This is a genomic window from Hydrogenophaga sp. PAMC20947 (genome assembly GCF_004795855.1).
GTDB lineage: Bacteria > Pseudomonadota > Gammaproteobacteria > Burkholderiales > Burkholderiaceae_C > Hydrogenophaga.
The window spans coordinates 479,581-495,122 of record NZ_CP039252.1; the positions used below are offsets into that span (position 1 = coordinate 479,581).

Annotated in this window: 14 protein-coding genes and 3 riboswitches; of the genes, 5 read left to right on the forward strand and 9 right to left on the reverse strand. The window is 62.7% G+C overall.

What is annotated here, in order from left to right:
• Positions 1–55: 55 nt before the first annotated feature.
• Positions 56–1,108 (forward strand): DMT family transporter, encoded by a 1,053-nt coding sequence (locus tag E5678_RS02190; protein ID WP_136177013.1) that lies wholly within the window; start codon positions 56–58, stop codon positions 1,106–1,108.
• Positions 1,109–1,130: 22 nt separating this feature from the next.
• On the opposite strand, the gene E5678_RS02195 is transcribed toward E5678_RS02190, so the two are convergent.
• The 8 genes from E5678_RS02195 to E5678_RS02230 form a co-directional block, all read right to left on the reverse strand.
• Positions 1,131–2,522 (reverse strand): L-serine ammonia-lyase, encoded by a 1,392-nt coding sequence (locus E5678_RS02195; RefSeq protein ID WP_136177014.1) that lies wholly within the window; start codon positions 2,520–2,522, stop codon positions 1,131–1,133.
• 24 nt (positions 2,523–2,546) lie between these two features.
• The gene (locus tag E5678_RS02200) at positions 2,547–3,806 is read right to left on the reverse strand and encodes a D-amino acid dehydrogenase (protein ID WP_136177015.1); all 1,260 of its coding nucleotides are present in this window, start codon (positions 3,804–3,806) and stop codon (positions 2,547–2,549) included.
• A 158-nt stretch (positions 3,807–3,964) separates the two neighbouring features.
• A riboswitch (glycine riboswitch) is annotated at positions 3,965–4,060 on the reverse strand.
• A 51-nt stretch (positions 4,061–4,111) separates the two neighbouring features.
• Complete coding sequence (gene gcvP, locus E5678_RS02205) at positions 4,112–6,991, reverse strand: aminomethyl-transferring glycine dehydrogenase (RefSeq protein ID WP_136177016.1); 2,880 nt, start codon at positions 6,989–6,991, stop codon at positions 4,112–4,114.
• A 2-nt stretch (positions 6,992–6,993) separates the two neighbouring features.
• Positions 6,994–7,599 (reverse strand): glutathione S-transferase family protein, encoded by a 606-nt coding sequence (locus E5678_RS02210; RefSeq protein WP_136177017.1) that lies wholly within the window; start codon positions 7,597–7,599, stop codon positions 6,994–6,996.
• A 19-nt stretch (positions 7,600–7,618) separates the two neighbouring features.
• Positions 7,619–7,990 carry a glycine cleavage system protein GcvH gene (gcvH, locus tag E5678_RS02215; RefSeq protein WP_136177018.1) on the reverse strand — a complete coding sequence of 124 codons (372 nt, stop codon included), beginning with the start codon at positions 7,988–7,990 and terminating at the stop codon, positions 7,619–7,621.
• A 133-nt stretch (positions 7,991–8,123) separates the two neighbouring features.
• Positions 8,124–9,263, reverse strand: coding sequence for a glycine cleavage system aminomethyltransferase GcvT (gene gcvT, locus E5678_RS02220; protein ID WP_136177019.1), 1,140 nt, complete (start codon positions 9,261–9,263; stop codon positions 8,124–8,126).
• A gap of 87 nt (positions 9,264–9,350) precedes the next feature.
• A riboswitch (glycine riboswitch) is annotated at positions 9,351–9,454 on the reverse strand.
• A gap of 12 nt (positions 9,455–9,466) precedes the next feature.
• Positions 9,467–9,593, reverse strand: a riboswitch (glycine riboswitch).
• A gap of 31 nt (positions 9,594–9,624) precedes the next feature.
• A complete protein-coding gene (locus E5678_RS02225; RefSeq protein WP_136177020.1) occupies positions 9,625–10,284 on the reverse strand; it encodes a nucleoside/nucleotide kinase family protein in 660 nt (219 codons plus the stop codon).
• On the reverse strand, positions 10,281–11,966 hold the full coding sequence (locus E5678_RS02230; protein ID WP_136177021.1) for an electron transfer flavoprotein-ubiquinone oxidoreductase: 1,686 nt from the start codon (positions 11,964–11,966) through the stop codon (positions 10,281–10,283). The genes E5678_RS02225 and E5678_RS02230 overlap by 4 nt, the downstream gene beginning before the upstream one ends.
• A 188-nt stretch (positions 11,967–12,154) precedes the next feature.
• On the opposite strand from E5678_RS02230, the gene E5678_RS02235 reads away from it, so the two are divergent.
• Genes E5678_RS02235 through E5678_RS02245 form a run of 3 tightly spaced genes read left to right on the forward strand, consistent with a single transcriptional unit; the run spans position 12,155 to position 14,420 of the window.
• Positions 12,155–12,937, forward strand: a complete 783-nt coding sequence (locus E5678_RS02235) for an SDR family oxidoreductase (protein ID WP_136177022.1) — start codon at positions 12,155–12,157, stop codon at positions 12,935–12,937.
• A 36-nt stretch (positions 12,938–12,973) separates the two neighbouring features.
• Complete coding sequence (locus E5678_RS02240) at positions 12,974–13,957, forward strand: DMT family transporter (RefSeq protein WP_348770360.1); 984 nt, start codon at positions 12,974–12,976, stop codon at positions 13,955–13,957.
• Between the two features lie 10 nt (positions 13,958–13,967).
• Positions 13,968–14,420 (forward strand): thioesterase family protein, encoded by a 453-nt coding sequence (locus E5678_RS02245; protein ID WP_136177023.1) that lies wholly within the window; start codon positions 13,968–13,970, stop codon positions 14,418–14,420.
• A gap of 1 nt (position 14,421) precedes the next feature.
• On the opposite strand, the gene E5678_RS02250 is transcribed toward E5678_RS02245, so the two are convergent.
• Positions 14,422–15,012 carry a peroxidase-related enzyme gene (locus tag E5678_RS02250; protein WP_136177024.1) on the reverse strand — a complete coding sequence of 197 codons (591 nt, stop codon included), beginning with the start codon at positions 15,010–15,012 and terminating at the stop codon, positions 14,422–14,424.
• A gap of 83 nt (positions 15,013–15,095) precedes the next feature.
• On the opposite strand from E5678_RS02250, the gene pcaC reads away from it, so the two are divergent.
• Complete coding sequence (gene pcaC / locus E5678_RS02255) at positions 15,096–15,473, forward strand: 4-carboxymuconolactone decarboxylase (RefSeq protein ID WP_136177025.1); 378 nt, start codon at positions 15,096–15,098, stop codon at positions 15,471–15,473.
• The last annotated feature ends 69 nt before the right edge of the window (positions 15,474–15,542 follow it).

The window sequence follows — 15,542 nt, forward strand, 5'->3', positions numbered from 1 at the left end:
TCTTACGGGTAGGGGCTTACCTTGTTGGTGCGCAAGGCCGCCTTAAACTGGTGTGATGAACCGAATGAACACATGGCCAGCTTTGCGCGGGGGGGTGTTGGCCCTGGCGGCAGCGGCCCTGTTTGGACTCAGCACGCCCCTGGTGCAGCGTTTTGGGGTTGGTCTGGGCGCTTTCACCACGGCCGCTTTGTTGTACGCGGGTGCCACGCTGGTGGCGTTGTTTTCGCGCCGGCAGGCGGACCAGGAAGCGCCCTTGCGCCGCTCCGATGGGGGCCGGTTGTTGGCGATGGCTGCATTTGGGGCTGTGCTGGGGCCGGTGGCGCTGGCCTGGGGTTTGCAACACACCAGTGGATTCAGCGCCTCGTTGATGCTGACCCTGGAGGCGCTGTTCACCGCGGTGCTGGCCTGGCGCTGGTACGGCGAAGCCATGGACAAGCGCATTGCGACGGCCATGCTGATCTTGCTGGCCGGTGGATTGGTGTTGGTGGTGGAGCAGGGCAGCTCGGGCGGCACACAAATGCTGGGTTTGCTCGCGGTCTTGCTGGCCACGGCGGCCTGGGGCGTGGACAACGCCTTGTCCCGCGGGGTGGCTGATCGCGATCCGGGGCAGGTGGTTTGGGTCAAGGCGGCGCTCGGCGCGGGAGCGACGGGCTTGCTGGCCTGGTGGTGGGGCGATCCCTTGCCCGACCTCGGCCCGGCGCTGGCCCTGGTAACGATCGGTGTCACCGGGTATGGTTTGAGTTTGCGTTTTTACCTCCTTGCACAGCGCGCTTTTGGTGCTGCGCGCACCGGCTCGGTGTTTGCCTTCGCCCCCTTTATTGGTGCCATGGGGGCTTTTTCCCTGGGTGAGCGCGCAGGGTCCTGGGGCATGTTGCTGGGCGGGGGGCTGATGCTGGTGGGCGTGGTGCTGCATTTGTCTGAATCTCATGCCCATGGCCACGCACACGAAGCGCTTTCACACGAACACGCGCACACCCACGACGATGGGCACCATCTGCACTCGCACGATCCCATGCCAGCGGGCGCTCACAGCCATGGGCACAAGCACGTGGCCCTGGAGCATGAGCATGCCCATGTGCCCGACGCGCACCACACCCACAGGCATTGATCCTTGAAAGAGGCGGTGCTGGTCAGCACTCCACGATGTTCACGGCCAGGCCGCCGCGAGCGGTTTCCTTGTATTTGGTCTTCATGTCGGCACCGGTTTCGCGCATGGTCTTGATGACTTTGTCGAGGCTCACATGGTGGGTGCCGTCGCCGCGCAAGGCCATGCGCGCGGCGTTGATGGCCTTGACCGAGGCGATGGCATTGCGCTCGATGCAGGGGATCTGCACCAGGCCGCCCACGGGGTCGCATGTGAGCCCCAGGTGGTGTTCCATGCCGATCTCGGCGGCGTTTTCCGCCTGGGCGGGTGTACCGCCCATGACGGCGCACAGCGCCCCTGCGGCCATGGAGCAGGCCACGCCGACTTCGCCCTGGCAGCCCACCTCGGCGCCGCTGATGCTGGCGTTTTCCTTGTAGAGGATGCCGATGGCGGCGGCGGTGAGCAGGAAGTCGATCACGCCTTTGTCGCTGGCTCCCGGCACAAAACGGGTGTAGTAGTGCAGAACGGCGGGCACGATGCCTGCGGCACCGTTGGTGGGGGCGGTGACCACGCGGCCACCGGCGGCGTTTTCTTCGTTCACGGCCAGCGCGTAGAGGTTGACCCAGTCGAGCACTTGCAGCGGGTCGCGCAGGGCCGCTTCAGGGTTGGCGCACAGGTCCGTGTACAGCTGCGGTGCACGCCGCTTCACCTTGAATCCACCGGGCAGCACGCCGGGCGTGTTGCAGCCGCGGACCACGCAGTCTTGCATGACCCGCCAGATGTTCAGCAGACCGCTGTCGATGTCTTCGTCGGTTCGCCAGTGGCGCTCGTTGGTGCGCATGACCTCGGCGATGCTGCAGCCGTGTTGCTGGGTCAGCGCGAGCAAGTCGTCGCCACTTCGAAACGGCAGCGGCAAAATGGCTGCGTCGGGGGCAATGGCTTTCATCTTGCTGCCGTCAGCAGCCACTTCGTCGCTCACCACGAAGCCACCGCCCACCGAGTAGAACACCCGATTCACCAGCTCCACACCCGCCGCGTCGAAAGCTTGCAGGCGCAAACCATTGGTGTGAAAAGGCAGGGTTTCGCGCCGGTAAAACAGCAGATCGTCGCGCTCCTTGAACGCGATTTCGTGCGTGCCGGCGAGGCGGAGTCGGCCGGTTTCACGCACCTGACTCAGCAAGGCTGGAACCAGGTCCACATCCACGGTGTCCGGAGCATGCCCTGCCAGGCCCAGCAGCGCCGCCTTGTCTGTGCCGTGGCCTTTGCCCGTGGCGCCCAGGGACCCGTACATGGAGCAGACCACACGGGCCGTCTGCTCCAGCTGGCCGCTGGACTGCAAGCCCCCCACAAAAAGCCGGGCGGCGCGCATGGGCCCGACCGTGTGCGAGCTGCTGGGGCCGATACCGATCTTGAACAGGTCAAACGCTGAAATCGCCATATGGGCTCCTGGAGGGGTCGGACGTCAGGGGGTTGCCGTGACCGGTGTCGAGACCGGTCTTTTCTGCAGCTGGGCCTGGAGCATCTGCTCGGCCACCATGTCTGCGGTGACGGCAGACAGGGTCCAGCCGAGGTGCCCATGCCCCGTGTTGTAGAACACGTTGGCACGGTTGCCAGCGCCCACGCGCGGCATCATGTTGGGCAACATGGGTCGCAGGCCCGCCCAAGGCACCACATGGCGCGTGTTGATGCCGGGGAAGCACTGGTTGACCCATTCGGTCAGGGGGCGGATGCGGTCGGCGCGGATGTCTCGGTTGGCGCCGTTGAACTCGGCGGTGCCTGCGACGCGAAAGCGGTCGATGCCGAGGCGGCTGGTGACGAGTTTGGTTTCGTCATCGAGCAGGCTCACATTGGGTGCGGCCTGCTGGCTGGCGGCATCGGGCAGGCTCACGGTGATGGAATAGCCTTTCACCGGGTAGACGTTGACCCGGTCGCCGAGCTGGGCGGCGAAGTCGCGGCTGCCGACGCCTGCGCACACCACCAGCGCATCAAACGTGCGCACGTGCTCACCCTGGTCGTCGCGGGCGGTGACGGTGGCCTGTTGGCCATCGCTGTGCAGGTTCACCACGTCTTTGCCGTAAAGGCACTTCACGCCCAGGCGTTCGGCTGCGGCTGCGAGTCCCACGGTGAACTTGTGGATGTCACCGGTGGCATCGCTTTCGGTGTAGAAACCGCCGAAATACGTGCCGGCCAATGCGGGCTCGATGGTGCGCATTTCTTCCGGTGTCACCGCTTGGCGCGGCAGACCGCCAAGTGCCAGCATCTTGGAGACCTCGGCCGCGTGGTCGAAGCCCTTTTTGTCGCGGTAGATATGCAGGATGCCTTGTCGCTTGAGGTCAAAATCCACGCCTTCGGCTTCGGCCCAGGCAAACAGATGATCGCGGGCTGCGATGGCGAGTTTGGTGGTCGCGATGGTGTTGGCGCGGTAGTTCGGGATGTTGGCGATGAACTCGGCGAACCACGAAATTTTGTGCCAGCTGGGCTTGGGGTTGACCAGCAAGGGGGCGTCGCTTTTGAGCATCCACTTCAGGCCCTTGAGGATGGTGGACGTGTGGTTCCACACCTCGGCGTTGGACGCCGAGAGCTGCCCGCCGTTGGCGAACGAGGTTTCCATCGCGGCGTAGCGGTGTTGCTCAAACAGGGTGACGTCGAATCCGCGCTTGGCGAGTGCGTAGGCTGTGGTGACACCGGTGATGCCACCGCCGATAACGGCGATTGATTTCATGTGAAAAGCTCCAGACGTCAGAAGGGTTGGGTGTGACTAGCAACATGCGCGCCACACGCCCCCTCTGTTTGGAACCTGAGAGATTCACAGCACGCTTGGGCGCTGCTTGCTCCTGCGGTGAGCCGATCGACGAAACCGGCTGCTCTTCAGAGATTCAATGCTGTCGACCGGTCCTTTTGCCTGAGAGTTTCCGGGGCGGTTGCTCCTTCGGCGCTGGTGCGGCTTGGCCGTCCAGTCTCTCCCGATCGATGCCGGATTGTAGGCGGGGCTTCGCAAAGCGCAAAGCCCCTTTTCCCATCAGGTGGTCATGCGAGCTCGCTGATCGGCACGCAGCTGCAGAACAGGTTGCGGTCGCCATACACGTTGTCCACACGCCCGACCGGTGGCCAGTACTTCTGGTTGGCGCGGGTCGAGGTGCTGGCCGCACCCACTTCGCGCGAGTAGGGGTGGGCCCATTCGCTGGTCAGCAAGCTGGCGGCGGTGTGCGGCGCGTTCTTCAAGGGGTTGTCGTCTTGCGGCCATTCACCGGCTTCGACCTGGCGGATTTCGTCTCGGATGGCGATCATGGCGTCGATGAACCGGTCCAGCTCTTCCAGCGTTTCGCTTTCGGTCGGCTCGACCATCAAGGTGTTGGCCACGGGGAAGCTGAGCGTGGGGGCGTGGAAGCCGTAGTCCATCAGGCGCTTGGCCACGTCTTCGGCCATCACGCCGCTGGTCTCTTTCAACTGGCGCAGATCGAGAATGCACTCGTGGGCCACGTGGCCGTTGGCCGACGCGTACAGCGTGGGGTAGTGGTCTTTGAGGCGCTTGCTGATGTAGTTGGCGCTCAGGATGGCGGTTTCGGTGGCGTGCTTAAGACCCTCGGCTCCCATCATGCGGATGTACATCCAGCTGATCGGCAACACCGCTGCATTGCCCAGTGGTGCTGCACTGACGGCGCCGACACCGCTCTTCAAACCGCTGGTCTCGTGACCGGGCAAGAAGGGCACGAGGTCTTCCACCACGCACACAGGGCCCACACCCGGGCCGCCGCCGCCGTGGGGGATGCAGAAGGTCTTGTGCAGGTTGAGGTGGCTCACATCGCCACCGAACTCGCCTGGCGCGGCCACGCCGACCAATGCGTTCATGTTGGCGCCGTCCACATACACACGGCCGCCGTGCTGGTGCACCAGGGCGCAGAGTTCTTTGACCGTGGTCTCGAACACGCCGTGGGTGGACGGATAGGTGATCATCGCGGCGGCCAGGTTGGCGCTGTGCTGTTCGCACTTGGCCTTCAGGTCGGCCATGTCCACGTTGCCGTTTTCGTCGCACTTGGTCACCACCACCGTGAGGCCCACCATTTGCGCGCTGGCGGGGTTGGTGCCGTGGGCAGAGGAGGGGATCAGGCAGATGTTGCGGCGGCTTTCGCCCTTGGATGCGTGGAAGGCACGGATGGCCAACAGGCCGGCGTATTCGCCTTGCGAGCCTGCGTTGGGTTGCAGGCTGATGCCGGCGTAGCCCGTGGCCTGGCAGAGCCAGGCGCGCAATTGCTCGTCGAGCTCGGCGTAGCCCAGCTGCTGATCGGCGGGCGCAAAGGGGTGCACATTGGCGAATTCGGGCCAGGTGATCGGGATCATCTCGCTGGTGGCGTTGAGCTTCATGGTGCAGCTGCCCAGCGGGATCATGCTGCGGTCGAGCGCCAGGTCTTTGTCGGACAGCGCGCGAATGTAGCGCAGCATGCCGGTCTCGGAGTGGTGGCTGTCGAATACCGGGTGTGTCAGGAAGCCGGTGGTGCGGCGCAAGGCGACCGGAATGCGGGGCTCGATGCCGTTTTCAGATTCCACGAAATTGGGCAGTGCCTGGCCATGGTGCGCGAAGACGTTCCACAGCAATGTGATGTCTTCGCGTGTGGTGGTCTCGTCCAGCGAGAGGCTCACGTACTCATTCCACGACAGGCGCAGATTGACGCCCGCGCCGCGGGCCTTGGCCATCAAGGGTTGGGCTTGCTCGCCGCACTTGAAGGTGAGGGTGTCGAACGACGACGTGGACGTGGCTGTCCAGCCCATCTGCTCAAGGCCTTTGGCCAGAATGGCGGTGTACGACGCCACGCGCTGGGCAATGCGGGTCAGGCCCTGGGGGCCGTGGTACACCGCGTACATGCTGGCGACCACGGCGGGCAAGACCTGCGCCGTGCAGATGTTGGACGTGGCTTTTTCGCGGCGAATGTGTTGCTCGCGCGTTTGCAGTGCCAAGCGGTAGGTGGGTTGCCCATGGACATCAACGCTAACGCCCACCAGGCGGCCGGGCAGCGAGCGTTTGAAGGCGTCGCGGCAAGCCATGTAAGCGGCGTGCGGGCCGCCGGCGCCCATGGGCATGCCGAAGCGCTGGGTGGTGCCGACCACGATATCGGCGTCAAATTCGCCTGGGGGCACGAGCAGCGTGAGCGCCAGCAAATCGGCGGCCACGATGAAGGCGGCGTTCTTTTCGTGCACCTTTGTCACATCGGCGCGCAGGTCGTCGATGCGGCCGCTGGTGCTGGGGTACTGCGCCAGCACGGCAAAGTAGTCGTCGCCATTCAGCGCAGCGTGCCACTCTTCGGCTGAGTTGGCCAGCTTGACCGTGACGCCCAGCGGCGCAGCGCGTGTCTGGATCACTTCAATGGTTTGCGGGTGGGCATCACCGGCCACCACGAAGGTTTGCCCTTTGGATTTCACTGAGCGCATGGCCAATGTCATGGCTTCGGCCGCGGCCGTGGCTTCGTCGAGCATGGAGGCGTTGGCGATGTCCATGCCGGTGAGGTCCGTCACCATGGTCTGGAAGTTCACCAGGGCTTCCATGCGGCCTTGCGAAATTTCGGCCTGGTAGGGCGTATAGGCCGTGTACCAGGCGGGGTTTTCCAGGATGTTGCGCAGGATCACGCCGGGCGTGTGGGTGCCGTGGTATCCCTGACCGATGAAGCTCTTGAGCAACTGGTTTTTCTGCGCAATGGCTTTCAGCTCAGCCAACGCAGCCGCCTCGCTCGCGACCGCTGGCAAGTCCATGCCCTTGCTGCGCACGATGGAGCGCGGCACGATGCTGTCGATCAAAGCGCGGCGCGAGGCCTCACCGATCACGGTCAGCATGTGGGCTTCTTCGGCGCCGCTCACGCCGATGTGGCGGGCGATGAATTCGGACGGGTTTTCGAGTTCGATGAGAGCTTGGGTCATGGTCAGGAGGCTTGCTGGGCTAGGTAGGGGTGCTGCCAATGCGGCAGTTGGCTCATGTCCGACAACCAGCGTCGCACATGGAGAAAGGGTTGAAGGTCAAGGCCTGCTTCGTCGGCCCAATGCAGGTAGCTGGCGCAGCTGATGTCGGCGATGGAAAAGCCCGAGGGCAACAGGTAGGTTTGGCTCGCCAGATGCCGATCAAGCGTGGCGAGATCGGCGAGGGCTCGCTGGGTCAGGTAATCGATCACCGGCTCAGGCTGTGGCGCCCAACGCTTCGCAAAACGCAGGTTGGGCACGGCAAAGTTGATGCGGTTGGGCTCCCAAAACAACCACTCGACAATGGTCTGCCATTCGCCCTCCGCACCACTGAACTGGCCCGTTTTCTGGGCCAGGTGCATGAGGATGGCGTTGGACTGGCAAAGCACCTGCTCGCCGTTCATCAATACCGGCACCTCGCCAAACTTGCTCACCGCCTGAAACGCCACCGGGCGCTCGGCGCGCGGTTGGCTCAGGTCGATGCGCTGGTATTCATGGGCCACCTGTGCCATGAGCAAAAACAGCCTGACTTTGTAGGCATGGCCTGAGTCTTCGTGTCCATAGAGCAGCATGGCAGGGCAGGCCAGTGGATCAGGCGTTGGCCGAGAAGGCGTTGTAGGCGGTTTCGTCGAGCAAGGCGTCGACTTGGGCAGGCGCTGACAGCTTGACCTTGAAGAACCAACCGGTTTTCAGCGGGTCGCTGTTGGCCAGCGAGGGGTCGGCGCGCAGCGCTTCGTTGACTTCGGTGATCTCGCCGCTGATGGGCATGTACACGTCGGCGGCGGCTTTCACTGATTCGACCACGCCAGCGATGTCTTTTTGCTCAAACGACTTGCCCACTTCGGGCAGGTCGACAAACACCACGTCGCCCAAGGCATCTTGTGCGTGTACGGTGATGCCAACGGTGGCGATATCGCCGTTCACGCTGATCCATTCGTGGTCTTCGGTGTATTTGGTGGTCATGGTGGGCTCCTAAAAAGAATTGAAAGTTGCGAGCGAAGGTGGAATTCGTTTCGGGGGCTACCGCAGAACCGGCTTTGCCGGGCTGTTGGTGGCGTCCCCCTGTCAGGGGGAAGACGCGAAGCGGCGCAGGGGGTTATCCCCTGAAATACCGGTTGGGCACAAACGGCATGGCACTCACCTCCATGGGTACAGCTTTGCCTCGCACGATGGCGTTGATGCGGGTGCCCATGGTGGCGTGCTCGGGGCTCACATAGCCCATGGCCACTGGTTTGTCGATGTTGGGGCCGAGCAGGCCACTGGTCACTTCGCCGATGACCGTCCCGTCCAGCGATTGCAGCTCCACATGTTCGCGAACCGGGATGCGCTCCTGCGCGATCAGGCCCACGCGCTTTTTCATCAGCGGATCGGTGCCGTCGAGTTGGGCCAGCACACGCTCTGCACCCGGGAAGCCGCCGGCGCGCGCGCCCCCGGTGCGGCGCACTTTTTGCATGGCCCAGTTGAGCCCGGCTTGGACAGGTGTGGTGGTGGTGTCGATGTCTTGCCCGTAGAGGCACAGGCCCGCTTCGAGGCGCAGTGAGTTGCGAGCGCCCAGGCCCACAGGTTTCACTTCGGGCTGTGCGAGCAGGGCTCGGGCGAAATCGGTGGCGATGTCGGCGGGCAAGGAGATTTCGAAGCCGTCTTCGCCGGTGTAGCCGCTGCGGGTGACGTAGAGATCACCGCCGGCCCACTCAAAGGCGGCGCCTGTCATGAAGACCAGCTTTTCAACGCCCGGCAGGATGCGCTCCAGGGCAGATACCGCTAGCGGGCCTTGCAAGGCGAGCAGGGCGCGGTCAAATTGTGCGTTCACATGGCACAGCGAACCGATGGTGGCCTGTATGTGGGCCAGGTCGTCGTGTTTGCAGGCACCGTTGACGATGACGAACAGGTCGCCCCCATTGGCCACGTCGCGGTTGACGAACATGAGGTCGTCGATGATGCCGCCTTCTTCGGTGAGCAGCAGGCCGTAGCGTTGCTTGTTGATGCCCAGATCGACCACATCCACCGGCATCAGGGTCTCGAAGGCCGCCGCCGCATCAACACCCACCAGCCGCAACTGGCCCATGTGGGAGACGTCAAAGAGGCCTGCGGCCTGACGGGTGTGCAGGTGTTCCTGCATCAGGCCCATGGGGTACTGAACGGGCATGCTGTAACCCGCAAAAGGCACCATGCGGGCGCCCAGTTCGAGGTGCAGGGCGTGCAGTGGCGTGTGGAGCAGTTTGGCGGTGTCGGACATGGCGGACTTTCAAAAAATGAAATGGAGGCTGACCCGATGTGGGGTGCTCTTGCAGAACACCGCCCGGGTCACCACGGTTCATCCGTGGGCTGCCTCACTGTCCGCTTTACCTGAGAGATTCACGCGGGCGATGCCGCATTTGCTCCTTCGGTGGGCTTTCCAGAAGAAAGCCTCTCTCCAGTGGGGAACACCGCCGTTCAAGGCGGTGGTTGCCAGTCCTTTTGCCTGAGCGTTCTAGAACCAAGCGAACCAAGCAGCCCACTGTCATTCTCTGCGCCTTCGGCGAATCTGGCCATGTCCTGAACCAGATTTCTCTCCTGACGACGCGAAGTTTACCGGAACGCGGCCGTCCCCAAGACGGCTACAGATCAGAAAATTGGTAAATTGCCTGCGCTTCATTCCAGTGGACCTGCCTGTGCGCTCTTGGCGCACTGGCTTCGACCACTTGTGCATTGAGTGCATCGTTGTTGGCAATCCAGTCCATCGATTGCGCCCGGCTGCGACCAAATTGCATGTGGCGCAGTACCAACCGCTCCAGCCGCAGAGCGGGTGCGACGCTCAGAAACCAGACTTCGTCGAGCAGCCCGGTCACAGGGGCCCACGGACCCTCTTCGAGCAGCAGGTAGTTGCCTTCGGTGATGACGAGTGGCGTCTGGGCAAAGACAGGCAGCGTGCCGGCGATAGGCTCTTCAAGGTCGCGGCGAAAATCGGGGGCATACACCACCTCGCTCGCGGGCTGTTGCTTCAAGCGCCGCAGCAACGCCGAGTAACCCGCGGCATCAAAGGTGTGCGGCGCCCCTTTGCGATCCGCGGTACCCAAACGGATCAGTTCGGATTGCGCAAGGTGGTAGCCGTCCATGGGAACGGCTTGAGCGCGTTCGCCCAAGGCCTGTACCGCCAGCGTCGCGAGAGTGGACTTCCCCGACCCTGGTGCGCCGACGATACCCAGCAAACGCCTTGAGCCGCTGCTGAGCTCCTGCAGCCGCTGCAGCAGGCTGGGGTGCAGGGAGGCGGCGGTCACATGCCCGCGTAGTTGGGTCCACCGCCGCCTTCAGGGGTGACCCAGACGATGTTTTGTGTGGGGTCTTTGATGTCGCAGGTTTTGCAGTGGACACAGTTTTGCGCGTTGATCTGCAGACGGTCCTTGCCATCTTCGGTCTTCACGAATTCGTAAACCCCTGCTGGGCAATAGCGCGCTTCGGGGCCCGCGTACTTGGCCAGATTGATGCTCACCGGCACGCTGGCATCCTTCAGCGTGAGGTGGGACGGCTGTTGCTCTTCGTGGTTGGTGTTGGAGACAAACACGCTGGAAAGGCGGTCGAAGGTCAGCTTGCCGTCGGGCTTGGGGTAGCTGATCTGCGGCATCTCGTTGGCCGGGCGAAGCATGGTGTGGTCAGCCGCGGTGTGGTGGATGGTCCACGGCGGGGTGCTGACGCCGATCTTGGGCAAGAACCACTGTTCGACACCAGTCATGAGCGCGCCGATCGTGCTGCCTTTTTTGAACCATTGCTTGAAGTTGCGTGACTGGTGCAGTTCGGTGTGCAGCCAGCTCTTTTCGAACGCGGCGGGGAAGGCCGTGAGTTCGTCGCTGGTGCGGCCAGCGGCCACGGCCTCGAAAGCGGCTTCTGCCACCATCATGCCGCTCTTGATGGCGGCGTGGCTGCCTTTGATGCGGGCGGCGTTCAGGAAACCCGCATCGCAGCCGACGAGCGCACCGCCTGGGAACACGGTTTTGGGCAAAGACAGCAGGCCGCCGGCCGTGATGGCCCGGGCGCCATAGCCGAGGCGTTTGCCGCCTTCGATGTGGGCCTTGATGGCCGGGTGGGTTTTCCAGCGCTGCATCTCTTCAAAAGGCGAGAGCCAGGGGTTCTTGTAGTCCAGGCCCACCACAAAACCCAGCGTGACCTTGTTGCCCTCGAGGTGGTAGAGGAAACCGCCGCCATAGGTTTCGCTGTCCATGGGCCAGCCGGCGGTGTGCACCACCTTGCCTGGCTGCGCTTTGTCTGCGGGAATTTCCCAGAGTTCTTTGATCCCGATGGCGTAGCTCTGAGGATCCTTGCCTTCGTCCAGCTTGAACTTGGCAATGAGCTGTTTGCCCAGGTGGCCTCGCGCACCTTCGGCGAACACGGTGTATTTGGCATGCAGCTCCATCCCCAGCTGAAAGTTGCCGGTTGGCTCGCCGTCTTTGCCCACACCCAGGTTGCCCGTGGCCACGCCCTTGACGGAGCCGTCTTCGTTGTAGAGCACTTCTGCGGCCGCAAAGCCGGGGAAAATTTCCACGCCCAGGGCCTCCGCCTGCTCGCCCAGCCACTTGGTGACAGCGCCCAGGCTCACCACGAAATTGCCGTGGTTGTGGAAATTGCGCGGCACCAGGGCGTCGGGGGTGCGCTTGTGGCCACTCTCGGAAAGGAACAACACGTCATCACCAGAGACGGGTTGGCTCAGCGGCGCGCCAAGTTCTTTCCAGTTGGGAAAGAGTTCGGTGATGGCCTTGGGGTCCATCACCGCGCCGCTCAAGATATGGGCGCCCGGCTCGGACCCTTTCTCCAGCACACAGACGTTCAGCTCGCTGCCCTTCTCGGCAGCGAGCTGCTTGAGGCGAATGGCTGTGGACAGGCCGGCGGGGCCGCCACCGATCACGACCACGTCGTACTCCATGGCTTCGCGTGGGCCGTAGGTGCTCAGGATTTCGTCGTGGGTCATGGTGTCAAGCCTCTGTTGTCGGATTCGTGGGCATGCAGAACCGGTGGCCGGTCTGCAAGGCGTGAAGACAAGGCGGAACCGGCCCGCTTGTCGTGGTTGCGACCGATTTTAGTGGTCCAGGGGGCACAATCAGTGTCACACACGCCGCGCGGGTGTGTGAGAACCGCATTTTTGAGAGAGGACTCTAAATGGCATACAGCTTGGATCTATCGGGGCGCGTCGCGCTTATCACGGGCGCTTCGGGTGGCCTGGGTGAACAATTTTCCAAGACCCTGGCCAAGGCCGGCGCAGCGGTGGTGCTCGCCGGGCGGCGCACAGACCGTCTGATGGCCCTGCGCGCACACATTGAGGCCGATGGGGGGGATGCTCATGTGGTGGCCCTGGATGTGACCGATCTGGCGTCGATCAAGGCGGCGATCGCCCACGCGGAAACGGAAGTTGGCGGGATTGATATCCTCGTCAACAATTCGGGTGTGAGCACCACTCAGCGCCTGCAGGATGTGACCGAAGAAGACTACGATTTTGTCTTGAACACCAACACCAAAGGTGCCTTCTTTGTGGCTCAGGAGGTTGCGAAGCGCATGCTGGCCCGCGCCAAGGGTTCGGCGCCGGGCACCTATGTGGGCGGGCGCATTGTGAACATCGCCTCGATGGCCGGTCTGAAGGTGCTGCCGCAGATCGGTGTCTATTGCATGAGCAAGGCCGCTGTGGTGCACATGACCAAGGCCATGGCCGTCGAATGGGGCAAGTACGGCATCAACGTCAATGCACTCTGCCCTGGCTACATCGATACCGAGATCAACCACAAGCATTGGGAGACCGAGCAAGGCCAGAAGCTGATCAGCATGTTGCCTCGCAAACGCGTGGGTCAGCCGTCGGATCTGGATGCGGTGCTGGTCATGCTGTGTTCCAACGAAAGCCACTTCGTCAATGGCGCTGTGATCGCTGCTGATGATGGATTCGGCGCTTGAAGTTCCCCCCGCGCCGGCTTCGCGGCATCCTCGGCTTTGCTGCCCTTCTTTGACCGCGTTGACGGGGCTGCGGTGAATGCATCGGTGGTTTCTGTGAGGCCAGGCCTCTCGCCCGGCATGGGCACGGGCATCTTGGCTGGCTTGGGGGCGGGTGCTTTTTGGGGCATGGCTTTTGTCGCGCCCCTGATGGCGCCCAACTTCAGCTCGGTGGATATCACAGCAGGGCGGTACCTGGCTTGTGGGCTGGTGTCGCTGCTGCTGATGCTGTGGTCGGGTGCGCGCCGGCAACGCATCTGGCCCACCTGGCGCCAGGCGGGGGCGGCGTTGTGGCTGAGCGTGCTCGGGTACACGGGTTATTACCTGTTGCTGTCGCTGGCGATTCAGACGACTGGCGCCACCTTGCCGGTGTTGGTGATTGGCACGATTCCGCTGTGGATGATGTTGCTGGGCAAACCTGAAGGCCTGCTGTGGCGCAAGCTGGTCCCTGGCTTGTTGCTCACCGTCATGGGCATGGCGCTCATGATGCACGCCACGGCGAGTGGGTTGGGGGCGGTGGGCGCGGGCGCTGATCTGTGGCTGGGTGTTTTTTATGCGGGATTGGCCGCAGCGTCCTGGGTGCTGTTTGGCTTGCTCAACAAGCGTTGGCTCCACCAGCACCCCGAAGTGAATTCCACCATGTGGGCCAACTGGATGGGTGTTGCCGCTGGCCTGGGCGCTGTCCCCATCTGGTTGTGGGCGGGCAGCCCGCTGCAAATCATGGTGGATCGCGATGGTTTTGGCACCTACGTTTTGGTGTGCGGTATCACGGGCGTGGGTGCGGCGTGGGTCGCTTCGGTGTTGTGGAACATGGCCAGCCGCCGCCTGAGCGCCAGCCTGGCGGGGCAGCTCATTGTGAGCGAGACGGTTTTTGGCCTGCTGTATGGCTTTGTCTGGAATGCGCACTGGCCGGCTGCGATGCAGTGGCTGGCTTGCGTGTTGTTTGTGGCGGGTATCTTGGCTTCGATCAAGGCCCATCGATAAGGATGGAAGTATGAAACTCGAATTGCCGGAAAAAAAACGCCTGGTGCACAGCGTGGTAGCGAACATCCGTTGGGGCGACATGGACGCCATGGGCCATGTCAACAACACCATTTACTTCCGCTACATGGAGATGGCGCGGCTGGACTGGTTTTTTGGCATGGGGCTGCCCGCCAAGCCCCAAGGCGAAGGCCCCGTGATCGTGAATGCGTTTTGCAATTTCATCAAACAGCTGGAGTTTCCGGGCGATGTGCTGGTGCGCACCTATGTGGGTGAGATGGGTCGTACATCATTCGACACGTACCACGAGCTGTTGCGCACCGATGACCCTGACACGGTGTGCGCCAGCGGTGGTGCAACCGTGGTCTGGGTGGATTTCCCGAAACAGAAATCTGTGCCGATGTCTGATCATGCCAGGGCGTTGATCCAAGGATCGGGTCAGCCGCCCCGGCTTTCCGCGTCCTGATTTACTTCACCTTCGGCACCCGACCCATCAGGTAAAACTCGGGGTTGGGCATCATGCCAGCGAAGTTGGCCATGCGGTTGGACAGCCCGAAGAAGGCCGTGATGGCGGCGATGTCCCAGGCGTCTTCATCGCTGAAGCCGTGGACTTGCAGCGCCTCAAAGTCGGCGTCTTCAATGGACTGGGCGTCCAGGCAAACCTTCATGGCGAAATCGAGCATGGCACGTTGGCGGTCGCTGATTTCGGCCTTGCGGTGATTGACGGCCACTTGGTCGGCCACCTGCGGCTTCTTTTCGTAAATGCGCAGGATCGCTCCATGGGCCACGACACAGTAGAGGCAGTTGTTGGCCGCGCTGGTGGTGGTCACGATCATTTCTCGATCGCCCTTGGTCAGGCCCGAGGTGCGCCCTGCCGTTTCTGGCGTCATGAGGGCATCGTGGTACGCGAAGAAAGCGCGCCACTCGGCTGGGCGGCGGGCGAAGGCCAGAAACACGTTGGGCACGAACCCTGCTTTCTCCTGGACTTCGAGGACTTTGGCCTTGATGTCATTCGGGAGGCTGTTGATGTCGGGCAAAGGGAAACGGGGGGTATTCATGATGGAGTCTCCTGTTGTGGTTCTTGAGGTCAAGCCTCAGTTTATCCTTGGACTTTTCAACCGCCTGACACTTGGAGCACCGCATGCAAGACCAACAATTCCACAAGGGCCTGGCCACCCGTCGCGAAGTCATGAGCGATGAGTTTGTTGACCGGGCATTCGCCCAGGCAACGCCTTTCACGATGCCGATACAGGAGCATATTTCCCGCAACGCCTGGGGCGATGTGTGGCAGCGTGAAGGGCTTGACCGCAAGACCCGCAGTTTGGTGACCGTGGCAATGTTGACGGCGCTGGGCAAGCAACATGAGCTGAAAGGCCATGTGCGCGGCGCTCTGAACAACGGCGCCACAGTGAGTGAGATTCAGGAGGTGTTGCTGCATGCTGCCGTGTATTGCGGCATTCCCGCGTCGGTCGATGCGTTTCGCACTGCGGCCGAGGTGGTCGATGCACCCGCGACGTGACAAAAAGCCGGTTGGATGCTCCAGGCCACGGCTTCAGCGATTTTGATTTGATTTTTTGCACAGTTCAGG